Origin of the sequence: Paractinoplanes abujensis, assembly GCF_014204895.1 — a bacterium.
GTDB classification, from domain to species: Bacteria; Actinomycetota; Actinomycetes; order Mycobacteriales; family Micromonosporaceae; genus Actinoplanes; species Actinoplanes abujensis.
This window is the reverse complement of the sequence record NZ_JACHMF010000001.1, coordinates 4,544,793-4,560,100: the sequence shown is the minus strand read 5'-3', so window position 1 is coordinate 4,560,100 and position 15,308 is coordinate 4,544,793. Positions and strand designations below refer to the sequence as shown.

Below are 15,308 nucleotides of genomic sequence, written 5' to 3'. Positions count from 1 at the left end.
TCTGAGTCAGGTGGCCCGGTTCACCGCCGCGCCGGCCTGGTCCTGCAGGGCTTCGCGGACGAACGACGGCAGCGGGGCCGCGGCCAGGGCCGTCAGCGCGGCCTCGGCCCGGACCCGGATCATCTGCTCGATCTGCTCCAGCGCTCCGGTCTCCACGATGATCGTGCGCAGGTCCTCGGCCCCCTCGGCGTCCAGGTCGGGGTTGCCGAAGAGCACGGCCAGGCGGGCCGCCTGGGGGCGGGTGGCGGCGTCGCGGGCCAGGGCCATCATCACCGTCGGCTTGCCCTCGCGCAGGTCGTCCAGCGTGGACTTGCCGGTCACGGTCGGGTCGCCGAAGACGCCCAGCACGTCGTCGCGCAGCTGGAAGGCGTCGCCCAGCGGGTCGCCGAAGTCGACGAACGCCGAGTAGAGGGCCCGTGGCGCCCCGGCCAGCCACGCCCCGATCTGCAGGGGACGGGTGACCGTGTAGCGGGCCGCCTTCATCCGGATCACGGTCAGCGCGCTGGCCACCGACCCGTCGCCCACGCCCGACACGAGGTCGAGGTACTGGCCGGCGATCACCTCGGTGCGCATCAGCGCGAACGCCGCGTACCCCTGGTGGATCTGTTTCGGCGGCAGCCCGCACTCGTGGAACATCTGCTCGGCCCACGCGGCGCACAGGTCGCCGCAGAGCAGGGCCGTGTTGCGGCCGAAGGCCAGCGAGTCGCCGCGCCACGAGTGCCGGTCGTGCACGGTGGCGAAGAAGCGGTGCATCGACGGCTGGCCGCGGCGGCGGTCGCTGCCGTCGATGATGTCGTCGTGGATCAGCGCGAACGCGTGGAACAGTTCCAGCGCGGCGGCCGCGTTGACCACCTCGTCGCAGTCGTCGCCCCCGCCGCCGCGCCACCCCCAGTAGCAGAACGTGGGCCGGATCCGTTTGCCCCCGGCCAGGATGAAGCGCCGCAACGAGTCCAGGGCGCCGCGCGGGGCGCCGTCCGGCCACGACGGGTCCTGCCGGTCGATGAAGGCCGCGAGCGCCGTGTCGAAGCGTTGCCGCAGTTCGGCGCCGGCCGGCGCGCGTGTCGCCTCGAGCGTCATGACAGCCCCGCCAGGCCCAGCAGCAGCCCTTTCACGTCGGTCGCGGACACCTTTTCCCGTACGGCGGAGGGGTCCGAACACAGCAGCACCGGCGCGTCGTCGGGCGACGCAGGCAACCGGCCGTGCGACCCGCGGACCGCCCGCGCGCCCGCGTCGAGCCCGACCGGGTTCATCACGTACCGCAGGCCCAGCTTCTTGCGCGCGACGGCCGTGATCGCCCGCCGTTTCGCCGCCCCGGGGTTCGCCGGGTCGAAGAACAGTTCGGCCGGGTCGTAGCCGGGTTTGCGGTGGATCTCGACGGACCGCGCGAAGTCGGGCGCCCGCGCGTCGTCCAGCCAGTAGTAGTACGTGAACCAGGCATCGGGGTCCGCCACGAGCACCAGGTCACCGGCGCGTTCATGTGCCAGCCCGAATCGCGATTTGTCCGAATCGTCCAGGACCTCCGCGACGCCGTCCAAGGATGCGCAGATTTTCGCGACCGCAGCGACGTCTGCCGCATCGCGCACATAAACGTGCGCCACCTGATGATCGGCCACGGCGAAGGCCCGCGACACCCAGGGATCGAGATACTCCATCCCGTCCTGCGTGTAGACCTCGAGCAACCCCTCGGCGCGCAGCATCCGGTTGATGTCGACGGGCCGGCTCACGTCGGTGATCCCGTACTCGGAAAGCGCCACCACGGTCGTGTCCGGCAACGCCAGCAGCGGCGCCAGCACGTCGTCCAGCGCGGCCGCGGCCTTCGCCGCCTGCGGTGACGACGGCCCGAACCGTTGCAGGTCGTAGTCGAGGTGCGGGATGTAGACGAGCGTCAGGTCGGGGTCGCGGGTCTTGCGCAGATGCAGCGCCGCGTTGACGATCCACTGCGTGGACGGCATGCCCGCCCCCGGCCCCCAATACGTGAACAGCGGGAACGGCGGCAGCTCGTCGTGCAGTTCGGGCGGATAGGTGTAGCAGTCCGGTTCCTTGCGTCCGTCGGCCCGATAGATGGGCCGCGGCGTGATGGTCCAGTCGACCCGGGCGCCCATCGCGTACCACCAGCAGACGTTGGCCACCGTGAACTCGGGGCGTTGCTTGCGGGCCGCGTCCCAGATCTTCTCGCCGCCGACGAGCGCGTTGTGCTGCCGCCACAGGAAGACTTCGCCCAGTTCCCGGAAGTACCAGCCGTTGCCGACCACGCCGTGCCCCGACGGCATCTCGCCGGTGAGGAACGTGGACTGCACGGAACAGGTCACCGCGGGCAGCACGGTGCCCAGCGGTGCCTGGAACCCGCGGTCGGCCACGGCCCGCAGCTTCGGCATGTGGGCCAGCAGCCGCGGCGTCAGCCCGACCACGTCGAGCACGACCAGCTTGGTCATCGGGTCACCTCTTCCATCGTCAGGAGATCGGAGGCAAAGGCCAGTTCCGCCGCGATGCCGTCGGCCAGTCCGGCCGCGTCACGGGGGCGCTGACCGGGAGGCAGCACCCCCCAGGTGTACGTCTCCACGTCGTAGTGCGCGCAGTCGGACGACGCCAGCAGTTCCCGTACGGCCGCCCGCAGCACCGGAACGGTCGACGTCAGCGGCGCCACGGGCTCCGCGTGCAACGGCACGTGGTAGTGGATCCGCCACGGCCCCGGCAGGTCCTGGTCGAGGGCCGCGTCCAGGTCGTCCGTCGCCTCGCCGCTGCGGGCGCGCGTCTGATGCAGGAACCGCGGTTCGACGTACGCCCGCAGCACGTCCGCCGACTCCCGCGGAGTGTCCGCCTGCAGCGCCGCCGACACCTGCACCTTCACGACCGGCACCCCGGCCGCGCGCAATCGTTGCAGGGCCTCGGCCGGCTCCTCCCACGCGCACGCGAGGTGGGCCAGGTCGAGGCACACGCCCAGGCGCTGCGTGTCGACTCCGGCCAGCAGTGCGGCCGCCTGCGTCGTGTTCTCGATCAGGCACCCCGGTTCGGGCTCGAAACCCACCTTCACCGTACGGCCGGTCTCCGCCTCGATCCGGGCCAGCCCGCGGGCCAGCTCGTCCAGGTGGGCGAAGGCGGCGGCCGCGCGTGAGCCGTCCCAGGGTGTGCGCCAGGCGATCGGCAAGGACGAGACCGACCCGTACGGGGTCTCGTCCGGCATCAGGTCGACCAGGATGCGGGCCAGCTGGAGCGTGTAGTCGAGCCGCTCGCGGGAGGTCCAGTCGGGGTAGTAGACGCCGAGCTTGACGACCGGCGCCTGGAACGCCTCGTACGGGAAGCCGTTGAGGGTGACCACCTCGAGGCCGCGCGCGTCGAGCTCACGTCGCAGCCGTCGCCGCTCCTCGGGACTGGCCGCGAGCCCGGCCGCCGCGGGGGCCGCCAGCCACAGGCCCAGGCCCAGCTTGTCGGTGCCGAGGCGTTGCCGGATCGGCCGGGCGTACGTGTCGAGTTGCTCGATGATGCCGGCCAGGTCCTCCGCCGGGTGCACGTTGGTGCAGTAGCTCAGGTGCATCAGCTGCCTCCGCGCAGGATCGAGTTGCCCGCGAAGGTGGCTTCTTGCGATGTCTCGGACAGATCGAGCCGGCCTGACTGGGAGTAGAACTCGACGGGGTTCTGCCACAGCACCCGGTCGACCTCCTCGTCGGAGAAGCCCGCCTTGAGCATGGCCTCGCCGGTGCGAAGCGTCAGCAGCGGATCCGACTTGCCCCAGTCGGCGGCCGAGTTGACGAGCACCCGCTCGGGTCCGTACTCCTGCAGGATGGCCACCATCCGGTCCGGTGACATCTTCGTGTCCGGATAGATCGAGAACCCGGCCCACACCCCGGCGTCCTTGGCCGCCGCGACCGTCACCTCGTTGAGGTGGTCGAGCACGACCCGGCCGGGATCGATGCCGGACTCCTTGATCACGTCGATGCTGCGCCGGGTGCCGCGGGCCTTGTCCCGGTGCGGCGTGTGCACGAGCGCGGGCAGGTCGTGGTCGAGGGCCAGGGCCAGCTGGGCCGCGAACGCCTCGTCCTCGGCCGGCGTCATCGAGTCATAGCCGATCTCACCCACCGCCACGACGCCGTCCTTGGCCAGGTAGCGCGGCAGCAGGTCGAGCACCGGCCGGCAGCGCGGATCGTTGGCCTCCTTGGGGTTGAGCGCGATCGTGGCGTGGTGCCGGATCCCGAACTGGCTCGCCCGGAACGGCTCCCACCCGATGATCGAGTCGAAGTAGTCCGTGAACGAGCCCGGTCCGGTGCGCGGCTGGCCGAGCCAGAACGCGGGCTCGACCACGGCCAGCACCCCCGCCTCGGCCATGCGCGCGTAGTCGTCGGTGGTGCGCGACGTCATGTGGATGTGCGGGTCGAAGATGCGCATCAGGCCTCCTTGATCTGGTCGAGCAGGGCAAGCGCGTCGGGCGGCATGTCCCGGCCGGCGGCCGCGCGCTCATCGGCGAAGGCGCGCAGCATCGCCCCGAGCTCGGCGTCGGCGCGCTCGTGCAGCCGGTGCACCTCCTTGAGCGGTACGCCCATGAACACACACTTGAGGACGGCCTGGCGCCACGCCGTCTGAGCGAGACGATCCGCGTACGGGCCGAGGGCCGCCGTCACGAGCCGGGTGTCGTTGGTGCGCAACGCGTCCTCGAGCAGCGGGACGGCGCTGTCACCGATCGGCAGCAGCGGCAACGCCTTGAGCACGGCCAGTTTCTCCGCCGTGTCGCCGTAGCGGTACGTCTCCAGCACCTGATCGGCCGGGGCGACGGACAGCAGCAGGGCCCGCGCCGCCTCGTCGGTCGTCCAGCCGCCGGTCAGCGGTTCCCGCCCGTAACGCCGCCCCGCGGCGGGAAACAGCCCCGCCACGGCTTCGGGCCGGTCGGCCACCTGGCGCAGGTCCTCGGTCAGCCGTTCGTGGCCGGCCAGTTCGTTCCGCAGTTCGTCCAGTGTGGTCACCCGTGGTCTCCTGCCTCTTTGAGCGCGTTGCGCAGGAAGTCCAGTGATTGCGCGGCGACGGTCGGCGCCGCATGCGAATGTCGCGGCAACTCGACCGAGACCAGCCCGTCGTACGCGGCCTCGAGCGCCGCCAGCACCGGCGGGAACTCGATCTCACCGGTGCCGAACTCGAGGTGTTCGTGCGTGCCGCGCCGCATGTCGTCGATCTGCACGTTGACGAGATGCTCGGCCACGGCGGTCACACATTCGGCCACCGGCCACGGTTCCAGGCACCGGCAGTGCCCGATGTCGAGCGTGATGCCGAAGTTGGCGGGCCGCCCCAGCTCCTCGTGCAGCCGCCGCCAGTCCGCGATGTCGTTGACGAGCATCCCCGGCTCCGGCTCGAACCCCAGGGTCACCCCGTGCCCGGCCGCGAACTCCACGATCTGACCCGTGCCGTCAACCAGCCGATTCCAGCGGTCGGCGCTCCCGATCCCGGCCCAGAACGACACGGCTTGCGCGCCCAGGCCGGCCCCCACCCGTACCGCCTGGCGCAGGTATTCGAGACGCAACGCCGGGTCGTCGTCCATCAGCGTGGGGGAATGCTTGCGCCAGGGGTCGAGCAGATAGCGCGCCCCGGTCTCGATGACCACCGACAGCCCGAGCCGCTGCAACTCGGCGCCGACGGCCTTGGTCCGCCCGGCCAGATCCGCCGCGAACGGGTCGAGATGATAGGTGTCGAGCGTGAGCGCCACCCCGTCGTACCCGAGCTCGGCGATGACCCGCAGCGCCTCCGGCAGCCGATGATTGCCGAACCCGTTGGTCCCGTAACCGAACTTCATCCGAGCACCGCCTCCTGTCCCGGGCCCGGCCCGGTCGGCTTCGTCTGTGCCACGCCAACGCTGGAGTGCCAGGTGTCCGGCCGATCCGGTCCGGACCTCATGTCGGCGACACCTTCCTGGCCAGGCGCCGCGCCAGCGGCGCCATCAAGGCAAGCCCGATCCCGTACGCGGGGGAGCCGGCTTTGGCGGTCAGCGCGCCCTGCAGCGTGGGCAGATCCGTGATCCCGGCTCCGACCGCCGCCCGAATCCGCCCCGCGGTGGGCTCAGCCGCCGCCCTGACCTGCGCGCTCCCGTATCCGGCGGCGTACCAGGCGGCCAGCAGCCCGGCCGCAGCCTGCCGCAGCCGTGCGGGTCCCGGTGGCCGCGCTCGCCACCCGGCCGCCGCGGCCGCCACCACTGCGGTTCCGGCGAGAGTGCTCAGCGGCAAGGCGGCCGTCGCGCCCTCCACCTCGCGGCGGGAAAGTTCGGTGACGGTGTAGGTGTGCGCGGCCACGGTCAACGCGGCCGGCACGGCGTCCCGCATCCGGCCGCCGCTCGCACCCAGCAGCACGTCGAGCCCGCGACAGGCCGCCATGAACGCCGGCCCGGCCGCGGTGTTCTTGGCCCACACGTCGTAGGCCCACACCGCCCCGGCCAGCGGCACCGCGACCGCCGCCGCCCGCCGCCCTCCGGTCAGCGCGGCCAGCCCGACGCCCGCCGCGGTCAGCCCGGCCGCGACGAGCGCCGCGTGTCCCGGCTGTACCCGCCCCGACGGGATCGGCCGCTGTGGCCGTTCGAGAGCGTCGACCTCGCGGTCGGCCCAGTCGTTGGCCGCCATCCCACCCCAGTAGAGGCAGACGGACGCCGCAGCCAGGGCGGGCGTGGCCGGCCGCACCCCGCCGGCCGCCGCCGCCCCGGCGATGACATCCCCGGGTACGGAAAGCGCAGCCGGCGCCCGGACGAGCTCAGCCAGATCCCGCCACCTCGGCCCCCGGCTGCGCGCGGCGCGGGCCGCGACTGCGGGACGAACGACAGTCTCAGACATCCGACAGGCCCCGCACGAAGGCGGCCAGCCGCGCCCACTGGTCGGCCAAGCCGTGGGGGACGTCGCCCAGCGGGTCCTTGAAGAAGAACGCCAGCTCGGTCAGCGGCCCGGTGCGGCCGGCGGCGTGGGCCGCCGCGGTGAGACGGGCCAGGTCGAGGATGAGCGGGGCGGCCAGGGCCGAGTCGCAGCCGTGCCAGGTGAATTCCATGCGCATCTGGGTGCCGAGGAAGCCGCTGAACGTGATCAGATCCCAGGCCGTCTTGAAGTCGCCGATGTCGTCGACGTATTCGATGTGGCTGCTGCCCTGCGGCTGGTAGCCCAGCGTCTCCTTGAGCACCCGCTGTTTGCTGCCCGATTTGGCGGCGCGGGCGGCCGGGTCGGCCAGGTTGGCCCCGTCGCCGCCGCCCAGCAGGTTGGTGCCGGCCCAGGTGCGTACGCGCAGGTGGCGCAGCGCGAACATGGGGGCCAGCACCGACTTCACGAGCGTCTCGCCGGTCTTGCCGTCGTGTCCCGCGTAGGGCAGTCCGGCCTCGGCCGCCAAGGCGATCAGCGCGGGCAGCCGGGCCCCGGTCGACGGGGTGAAGTCCACGAACGGGCAGCCCGCGCTGAACGCGGCGTACGCGTACAGGGAACTCGGGGGCAGGACCGCGGACGAGGCCATGGCGGAGCGCAAATGATCAAGCGAGGAGAAAGCCGGATGGGGAACAGGAGCCGGCTCGGTCGACGAGACGTTGACGACCACGACCCGTTCCAGGCCGCGGCGGCGCCGGAAGTCGTCGATGTCCTGCGCGATCAGCCGCGCCGTCTCCAGCTGGGTGGCCGCCGTCGGCACGGGCCGCAGCTCGCGTTGCAGCTCGTCCAGCTTGTCGGCCACGGCCGCCGCCGGGCGTGCGGGCAGCACGCCGGCGGCGACCAGGTTCTCGACCTTCTTCTCCAGGGTGATGTCGCTGATGTCGTGGCCGCCGAAGACCAGCTCACCCAGCCCGGGCAGGGCGGGTGAGGCCAGTTCCGGCAGCTCGGTGACGCACCCCAGGGGCTCGGCGAGCCCGGCGCGTAGTGCGGTGGCCCCGACCATGCTGGTCACCGCCACAGATCCTCGTGCTCCGATCAACCACACGCCGGTCGTCATACTGACCCCTTTCCGAACTGCTTAGTTGCCGTAGACCTCGAAGTTGTAAAGCGAGTAACCCCAGGCCGTGCCGCGTTGCGTTCCGTTGATGCGGACGTATCGCGCCTGCGCGTTCAGGCCCGTGTGGTCGTCCTCGCCGCCGTTGGCGCCCGTGACCGACCGCGCGGTCGTCCAGGTGGTGCCGTCGAGCGAGGTCTGGATCTGGTAGGCCGACCCGTACGCGGCCTCCCACTGCAGCCGCACCCGGTTGACCGTGCGCACCGAGCCCAGGTCGACCCGGATCCACTGCGGGTCGCTGAAGGCGCTCGACCAGCGGGTCGTGGTGGAGGCGTCGACCGCGTTGGCGGCCGGGTACGAAGCGTTCTCCACGCTGGACGCGGTGGCCGGCTTGTTCAGTGACAGGTTCGTCGCGGGCGGCTGCCCGGTCAGTTCCTTGACCCGGATGTTGCGGAACGCGGCCTGGTCGCCGGCGCCGTGGTTCTGGATGCCGATGTAGCCGTCCAGGTTGCGGGCCGGGTCGGTGTTGGTGAAGTCGTTGATCAGCCGGCCGTTGAGGTAGACGCGGATGCGCTGGCCCTCGACGAGCAGCTCGTACGTGTTCCATTCGCCGGCCGGGTTGAGCGCGGCGTCGCGGGCGGCCAGGTCGGCCGACTTGAAGGTGTAGATGGCGCCGGTGGTGCGGTCGGTCGCGTCGGTCGCGTCGATCTGCACCTCGTAGCCCTGGTTGACGGCCACCCACGGGTCGTTGCCGGGGTTGGGGAAGCCGACGAAGATGCCCGAGTTGCTGTCCCCGGTCAGCCGCCAGTCGGCCTTGAGCGAGTACGACGTGAACTGCTTGGCCGAATACCAGTACAGGCCCATGCCGCCGACCGAGCTCAGCGTGGCGTCGCTGTTGGTGAAGCTGCCCGGCCCGGCCTGCGACCAGCCGGTGGTGCTGCCGTTGTAGAGCGCGGTGTAACCGGTCTCGGGGCGGCAGTCGGCTTTGGCCCGGTTCGACGCGTAGCGCAGGCCGCCCAGCAGGTGGGTGCGGAAGTTCGCTTCGGCGTACGAGGCCTGGGTGTGCCCGAAGCCGGTGTACCAGGAGCGGCCGCTGTCCACGGTCTTGCACCAGGCGATCGGGTGGTCGGCGCCCATGTTGCCGCCCGAGTACGTCGACTCGTCCAGCGTGGCCAGCACGTGGGCGCTGCTGCGGGGGTTGCTCTGGTAGTTGTAGAGCTCGTCCGTGCGGGTCCAGGCCTGCGGCAGGTGGGCGCTGCTCGGGTGTCCCCGGTCCTCGACCCGAGCGGTCACCGACTGGATCGCCGGGTGCGAGTGGAAGTACGCGCCGACCAGCTGACCGTAGAAGGGCCAGCTGTATTCGGTGTCGGCCGCCGCGTGCACGCCGACGTAGCCGCCGCCACCCCGGACGTACGACTCGAAAGCGGTCTGCTGGGTGTCGTTGAGGACGTCGCCGGTCGTGTTCAGGAAGACGACCGCCTCGTACTGGGCCAGGTTGCCCGTCGTGAAGGCGGCCGCGTCCTCGGTCGCGGTGACCGTGAAGTTGTTGGCCGCGCCCAGGTCACGGATGGTCTGGATGCCGACCGGGATGGCGTCGTGCCGGAACCCGGCGGTCTTGGAGAAGACCAGGACGTCGTACGGGGCGTCGGCCGCCAGGGCGGGGGACGACGCCGTGAACGTGCACGCGGCCAGGGCGACCAGTGTCGCCGTACCGGCTATGAGCTTACGCAATGAAACCTCCGGGAGCGGGGGAGGTGGGCGCCCGCTTGGGGGGACGGGCGCCCACACTCGACGGGGAAGGATCAGCTGCCGTACACCTCGAAGTTGAAGAGGCTGTAGCCCCAGGCCGTGGCCCGGGTGGTGCCGTTGATCCGCACGTATCTCGCCTGTGCGCTCAGCCCGATGTTGTCGTCCTCGCCGCCGTTGCCCCCGGTCACCGAGCGCGCGGTGGCCCAGGTGCTGCCGTCGGTCGAGGTCTGGATCTGGTACGCCGACCCGTAGGCGGCCTCCCACTGAAGCCGTACGCGGGAAACGGTTCTCACGGAGCCGAGGTCGACCTGGATCCACTGCGGATCGCTGAACGCGCTCGACCACCGGGTCGTGGCCGAGGCGTCCACCGCGGCCGAGGCCGGGTAGGTGGCGGACTCGGCGCTGGACGCGGTGGCCGGCTTGTTCAGCGACAACAGGCTCGCCGCGGTGCCGGTGGCGAACGTGAAGCTGTCCACGTCGAACAGCGCGCCCGTGGTGCCGCCCGCGAACGTCAGGTAGAGCGACGTCGGGCCGGCCGGGGCCCCGCTGATCGCGCCGGTGACGTTGACGAACGTGTCCCACGAGCCGGTCGGCGCCACCGTGGCCGAGCCGATGATCGTGCCGGTCGGGGAGCCCGTACGGACCTGCAGGGTGCCGCCGATGCCGGCCGAGGAGACCCGGGCCGTGAACGACGTGGCGTTGTTCAGCTTGTACGGGTCGAACTGGATCCAGTCGCCGTTGGTGATGTCACCGACGGTCTGCCCGCCCTCGGCCGTGGTCTTGGACATCTTGGCCACGCCCTGCGACGTCTTGTAGTGCTCGGCCTGCCGCTTGCGGGGCGCCAGGATGTTCTGCGCGTGGGTGGTCAGGCCGCCCTTGTCCGTGTACGACGCGTCGAAGATCGGGAAGATGTTCGCCGCGTCGTCGTGCTCGCCGTCGGTCGGGATCGTGATGGTGCCCGAGCAGCCGGTCTGCGACGTGATCTGGTGGGCGTGCTGGTCGTGCCCGAGCACGTAGGCCATCGTCACCTTCGTGCAGTCGATCGTGCCGTCCTCGGGGTCGGTGACGGTGACGCTCCACGGGATGCTGTCGCCGAACGACACCAGCTGACCCGCGGCCGGGCTGTTGATGGTCACGGTGGGCGCGGTGTTGCCGACGCTGATGCTCACGCTCGACGTGCCGGTCGCCCCCTGCGGGTCCCGTACGGTCAGGGTGGCCGTGTAGGTGCCGTTGGTGGCGTACGTCTTGGTCGGGTTGGCCGCCGTCGACGTGGTGCCGTCGCCGAACGCCCACGAGTAGGTGAGCGCCCCGCCCTCGGGATCGCTGCTGCCCGCCGAGGAGAACGTGACCGTCAGCGGCGCCGCCCCGGAGGTCGGAGTGCCACTGGCCACGGCGGTCGGCGCGCGGTTGCCGCCGGCCACGTAGTCGTAGCGGTAGAGGGCCGAGTTGGCGTCGCCGTTGAAGTAGCCGGTGCCGTAGTCGAGGACGTAGAGCGCGCCGTCGGGGCCGAACGCCATGTCCATGACCTGCTTGCCGTTCCACGGGAACGTGTCGATCGCGCCGTACGTGCCGTTGGCGTTGACCACTGTCGGCTTGATCCAGCCCCGGCCGAATTCGCCGGCGAAGAACTGCCCGTCGAACGTCTGCGGGAACTTCGTGGTGGAGGTGTTGCTCGCGCTGTAGCGGTAGACCGGGCCGCCCATCGGCGACTCCGAGCCCCCGCCGAACTCCGGCGGCGAGCCCGCGTCACCGGCGTACCGGATCCAGGCCGGCTTGGCCGCGGGCAGCGTGCCGAGGCCGGTGTTGCGGAACGAGTTGTTGGCCGGGCCGCCGGCGCAGTTGTACTTGGCGCCGCCGGTGCCGGCCGCGAAGTCCCATTCGTTGTACGTCTCGGCGCTGGTGTTGGTGCCGGTGCAGTAGGGCCAGCCGTAGTTGCCGGGCGCGGTGACCCGATTGAACTCGACCTGTCCGGACGGCCCGCGGGTGGCCGACGAGGTGCCCGCGTCGGGGCCGTAGTCGCCCACGTAGACCGCGCCGGTGGCCTTGTCGACGCTGATCCGGAACGGGTTGCGGAAGCCCATCGCGTAGATCTCGGGCTTGGTGTTCGCGGTGCCGGGCGCGAACAGGTTGCCCGCGGGGATCGAGTACGTCCCGTTGGCGTTGGGCTTGATCCGCAGGATCTTGCCGCGCAGGTCGTTGGTGTTGCCCGCGCTGCGCTGGGCGTCGTAGACCGGGTTGCGGTTGGTGCGCTCGTCGATCGGGGAGTAGCCGGCCGAGTCGAACGGGTTGGAGTCGTCGCCGGTCGAGATGTAGAGGTTGCCCGCCGCGTCCCAGTCCATGTCGCCGCCGACGTGGCAGCACATGCCCCGGTCGGTCGGCACGTCGAGCACGTTGACCTGGCTGGCCGTGTTCACCGTGAAGTCGGCGTTGAGCGTGAACCGGGACAACCGGTTGACGCCGGCCCAGGTGGCCCAGGTGGCGGCGGTGCCGGTGGCCGGGGCGTCGCCCGCGGGCGTGTTGAGCGGCGGGGCGTAGAAGAGGTAGATGTGCCGGTTGGTGGCGAAGCCGGGGTCGACCGCCACACCCTGCAGGCCCTCCTCGTCGTGGGTGTAGACGGGAATGGTGGCGATCACGGCCGTGGTGCCGTTGGCGTCGGTCCGCCGCAGTGTGCCGTTACGCGCCGTGTGCAGCACCGACCGGTCGGGGAGCACCGCCAGGCTCATCGGCTCGCCCGTTTCGGCGACGCCCTTGGCCAGGGTGACCTGCTGGAAATCGGCCGGGTTGATGACCGCGGAAGCCGGTGCGGCGGCGACGGTGAGCACTGTGGAGAGGAGCAGGGAGGCCGTACCGATTGTCACTAATCGATGTCTTCGAGTCCGGATGTTCACGTGGTCCCTTCCTGACTGGGGATGGCCAGGCGGGTGTCACCGGCATCAGCGGGGATCTGATACGCGCCGGAAACATTCCCGTAGTGGGGCTCACGTTATGAACTTCGCGACGGTCCTGTCCAGACTTTCGGATCGATCTACATAACTTTTGCAGTATCAGTCGAAAGCAGCGCGCAGGGCTTCACCGCTTGAATCAAGCCGGTTCGGTGAGCGGCAGCCGCACCGTGAACGTGGTGCCCACGTGCTGCCGGCTCTCCACCTGGATCCGTCCGCCGTGGTCGGTGACGATGCGGTGGGCGATCGTCAGGCCCAGGCCGGTGCCCCCGGTCGCGCGCTGCCGGGCGGGATCGGCCCGCCAGAACCGGTCGAACACGTGCGGCAGGTCGCCCGCCGCGATGCCGACGCCGGTGTCCTGCACCGTGAGCACGCCCTCGCCGTGCTCGGCCCGGACCCGTACGAGCACCTGGCCGGTCCTGTCGGTGTAGCGGATCGCATTGGTGAGCAGGTTGCCCAGCACCTGACGGATCCGGTCCTGGTCGGCCGAGACCCACACCGGGGCCGAGGCATCCACCGTCAGCGCCACCTGCGCCTCCGCGGCCACCGCCCGGTGCGCGGTCACGCTGCCCGAAGCCAGGTCGGCCAGGTCGATCGGCTGCCGCGTGTAGCCCAGGTCGCCCGCCTCGGCCAGCGCCAGCACCTGCAGATCGTCGAGGATGCGGCCCTGCAGCATGGTCTCCTCGTGCAGCGAGACGAAAAGCTCCCGGCTCGGCTCGATCACCCCGTCCGACAGGCCCTCGAGATACCCCCGCAAGTTCGACAACGGTGTACGCATCTCGTGCGCGACGTCCGCGATGAGCCGGCGCTGCTGCTCCTCGCTCTGCTGCACGGCCTGGGCCATCGTGTTGAACGAGGTGCCCAGCCGGGCCAGCTCACCCCGCCCCTTGATCCGTACCCGGGCGTCGAGCTGCCCGGCCGCGAGCATCTGGGAGGCGCCGGTGAGCCGCCGGACCGGGCTGCTGACCTGGCGGGCGATGAGGAACGTGCCGATCAGTGCGACCACGATCAGCCCGGCCGCACCCGCGATGCCGGGCCGGCCGAACTCGGCCAGGTCGACCCCGTCGCGGCCGCCCAGATAGAGCTCGAGCGGGACGGCCGCGCTGGTCACCACGGTGTCGGCGTAGGCCTGGCTGACGCAGGTGGCGATCTGCTTGGCGCCGGGGCGGGTCTCGGCGCCCGGACGCACCCGCTCCGGCAGGAACTCGGGGTCGCCCTTCTGCACGCCGGCGCACTGCAGGTAGTAGTCCCAGTAGCTGTAGAACCAGGCCTCGTCGCTCAGCACCTTGGTCAGCGCGCGGCGCGTGCACTCGGGCGAACGTTTCAGCTGCTCCGGGGTGACGTACGGCGCGGTCGGCAGGCCCAGTGCGGGCTCGTCGCCGAGCGTCTCGTTGAGGCAGCGCACGAGCACCAGACCGGTGCGGAACTGGGCGGCCTGCCGCAGCACCAGCGCCGCCGTGGTGCCGAAGAGCGGGTCGGTGGGTGTCGCGCCGAAGACGTTGCTCGGCACCAGGCTCATCTTCCGGTACGTCGCGGGGCTGATCTGCCGCCGCGCCTCCGCCTCCGTCAGGAGCAGCGGGACCGTGATCGGCGGGAGCGCGTCGATATGGTAAGCGATGGCCTGCACCGGGCCGGACGCCCGCTTGGCCTGGATGTCCGAGTCGACCAGCACGATGCCCTCGTCGGCGGTCTGCACCCGGATGTGCAGGCCGGTGCGGTCGGACAGGTCGGTGACCAGGCGGTCCAGGCCCGGCCAGCGGCCGTGCGCGAGCCCGTACCTCTGGATCTCCTCGACGATCTCGGCCCGGTAGCGGTTCTGCGACTCGACCGCCCGGGACACCTGGCGCTGGGTCAGCTGCAGGGTGAGGAACGCGGTGGCGCCGATCGCGGTCACCGCCACCAGCATCACCAGGGCGAAGATGCGGATGCGGAAGCTCAAGACTCGCCCATCCGGTACCCGCGGCCGTACACGGTCTGCACGTACCGGGGCTCGGCCGGGTTCTCCTCGATCTTGCGGCGCAGGTTCACGATGTGCGCGTCGACCGTCCGGTTGGAGACGTCGTGCTCGAAGCCGAACGTCTTGTCGATGATCTGGCCCCGCGTGAACACCCGCCCCGGCTCGCGGGCCAGCAGCTCCAGGATGCCGAACTCCTTGGCGGTCAGCGTGACGGCCACCCCGCGTACGCGGACCTCGAACCGGCCCGCGTCCACCTCCAGCTCACCCACCCGCAGCACCGGCGAGGCGCCTTCGGCGTTTCCCGTACGGCGCAGAAGCGCGCGGACCCGGGCGGTGAGCTCGCGCGGGCTCACCGGCTTGGGCATGTAGTCGTCGGCCCCGATGTCCAGGCCCAGCAGCATGTCGTTCTCCGACGAGCGGGCGGTGACCATCAGGATGGCCACGTTCGACTCGGCCCGCAGGATCCGGCACACGTCCAGCCCGTCGACCAGCGGCATCATCACATCGAGCACGATCAGGTCGGGCTTACGGGCCCGGGCCACGTCCAGCGCCGACCGGCCGTCACCCACAGTGATGACCTGATGTCCCTCGCGCTCCAGGTAGAGGCGGATGAGCTGGGCGTGCTTCGGGTCGTCGTCGGCCACCAGGATGCGTGCGGTCACGCTCGCGATTCTGACCTCTTCGCGCCGCCCCGGCCAAGAAATGTGCGATTCCTGTGAAGTTCCCTCGCGATTGCG

Annotated in this window: 12 protein-coding genes; all 12 read right to left on the bottom strand. The window is 71.0% G+C overall.

The window, feature by feature from the left end; translation table 11 throughout:
• Positions 1-6: 6 nt before the first annotated feature.
• Complete coding sequence (locus BKA14_RS20520) at positions 7-1,077, bottom strand: polyprenyl synthetase family protein (RefSeq protein WP_184952532.1); 1,071 nt, start codon at positions 1,075-1,077, stop codon at positions 7-9.
• The gene (locus BKA14_RS20515) at positions 1,074-2,432 is read right to left on the bottom strand and encodes an alkaline phosphatase family protein (protein WP_184952531.1); all 1,359 of its coding nucleotides are present in this window, start codon (positions 2,430-2,432) and stop codon (positions 1,074-1,076) included. The genes BKA14_RS20520 and BKA14_RS20515 overlap by 4 nt, the downstream gene beginning before the upstream one ends.
• Positions 2,429-3,532: a metabolite traffic protein EboE gene (eboE, locus tag BKA14_RS20510; RefSeq protein WP_184952530.1), complete on the bottom strand. Its 1,104-nt coding sequence runs from the start codon at positions 3,530-3,532 to the stop codon at positions 2,429-2,431. Before eboE ends, BKA14_RS20515 begins: the two co-directional genes overlap by 4 nt.
• Positions 3,532-4,380 carry a TatD family hydrolase gene (locus BKA14_RS20505; RefSeq protein WP_184952529.1) on the bottom strand — a complete coding sequence of 283 codons (849 nt, stop codon included), beginning with the start codon at positions 4,378-4,380 and terminating at the stop codon, positions 3,532-3,534. The genes eboE and BKA14_RS20505 overlap by 1 nt, the downstream gene beginning before the upstream one ends.
• The gene (locus tag BKA14_RS20500) at positions 4,380-4,952 is read right to left on the bottom strand and encodes an EboA domain-containing protein (protein ID WP_184952528.1); all 573 of its coding nucleotides are present in this window, start codon (positions 4,950-4,952) and stop codon (positions 4,380-4,382) included. Before BKA14_RS20500 ends, BKA14_RS20505 begins: the two co-directional genes overlap by 1 nt.
• Positions 4,949-5,773, bottom strand: coding sequence for a sugar phosphate isomerase/epimerase family protein (locus tag BKA14_RS20495; protein WP_184952527.1), 825 nt, complete (start codon positions 5,771-5,773; stop codon positions 4,949-4,951). Before BKA14_RS20495 ends, BKA14_RS20500 begins: the two co-directional genes overlap by 4 nt.
• 97 nt (positions 5,774-5,870) lie before the next feature.
• Positions 5,871-6,797 carry an SCO3242 family prenyltransferase gene (locus tag BKA14_RS20490; protein ID WP_184952526.1) on the bottom strand — a complete coding sequence of 309 codons (927 nt, stop codon included), beginning with the start codon at positions 6,795-6,797 and terminating at the stop codon, positions 5,871-5,873.
• Positions 6,790-7,926 (bottom strand): inositol-3-phosphate synthase, encoded by a 1,137-nt coding sequence (locus tag BKA14_RS20485; RefSeq protein ID WP_184952525.1) that lies wholly within the window; start codon positions 7,924-7,926, stop codon positions 6,790-6,792. The genes BKA14_RS20490 and BKA14_RS20485 overlap by 8 nt, the downstream gene beginning before the upstream one ends.
• Positions 7,927-7,947: 21 nt before the next feature.
• Complete coding sequence (locus BKA14_RS20480) at positions 7,948-9,654, bottom strand: ThuA domain-containing protein (RefSeq protein WP_184952524.1); 1,707 nt, start codon at positions 9,652-9,654, stop codon at positions 7,948-7,950.
• Between the two features lie 71 nt (positions 9,655-9,725).
• Positions 9,726-12,530 carry a PQQ-dependent sugar dehydrogenase gene (locus BKA14_RS20475; RefSeq protein WP_239092974.1) on the bottom strand — a complete coding sequence of 935 codons (2,805 nt, stop codon included), beginning with the start codon at positions 12,528-12,530 and terminating at the stop codon, positions 9,726-9,728.
• Positions 12,531-12,753: 223 nt separating this feature from the next.
• On the bottom strand, positions 12,754-14,553 hold the full coding sequence (locus BKA14_RS20470) for a sensor histidine kinase (RefSeq protein WP_184952523.1): 1,800 nt from the start codon (positions 14,551-14,553) through the stop codon (positions 12,754-12,756).
• The gene (locus BKA14_RS20465; protein ID WP_203722401.1) at positions 14,550-15,242 is read right to left on the bottom strand and encodes a response regulator transcription factor; all 693 of its coding nucleotides are present in this window, start codon (positions 15,240-15,242) and stop codon (positions 14,550-14,552) included. Before BKA14_RS20465 ends, BKA14_RS20470 begins: the two co-directional genes overlap by 4 nt.
• Positions 15,243-15,308 lie beyond the last annotated feature (66 nt).

What these genes read in the sequence shown, in the direction of transcription:
- BKA14_RS20485 (WP_184952525.1), bottom strand. Translation starts at nt 7,926, where the DNA reads ATGACGACCGGCGTGTGGTTGATCGGAGCACGAGGATCTGTGGCGGTG.
- BKA14_RS20495 (WP_184952527.1), bottom strand. Translation starts at nt 5,773, where the DNA reads ATGAAGTTCGGTTACGGGACCAACGGGTTCGGCAATCATCGGCTGCCG.
- BKA14_RS20515 (WP_184952531.1), bottom strand. Translation starts at nt 2,432, where the DNA reads ATGACCAAGCTGGTCGTGCTCGACGTGGTCGGGCTGACGCCGCGGCTG.
- BKA14_RS20490 (WP_184952526.1), bottom strand. Translation starts at nt 6,797, where the DNA reads ATGTCTGAGACTGTCGTTCGTCCCGCAGTCGCGGCCCGCGCCGCGCGC.
- BKA14_RS20505 (WP_184952529.1), bottom strand. Translation starts at nt 4,380, where the DNA reads ATGCGCATCTTCGACCCGCACATCCACATGACGTCGCGCACCACCGAC.
- eboE (WP_184952530.1), bottom strand. Translation starts at nt 3,532, where the DNA reads ATGCACCTGAGCTACTGCACCAACGTGCACCCGGCGGAGGACCTGGCC.
- BKA14_RS20520 (WP_184952532.1), bottom strand. Translation starts at nt 1,077, where the DNA reads ATGACGCTCGAGGCGACACGCGCGCCGGCCGGCGCCGAACTGCGGCAA.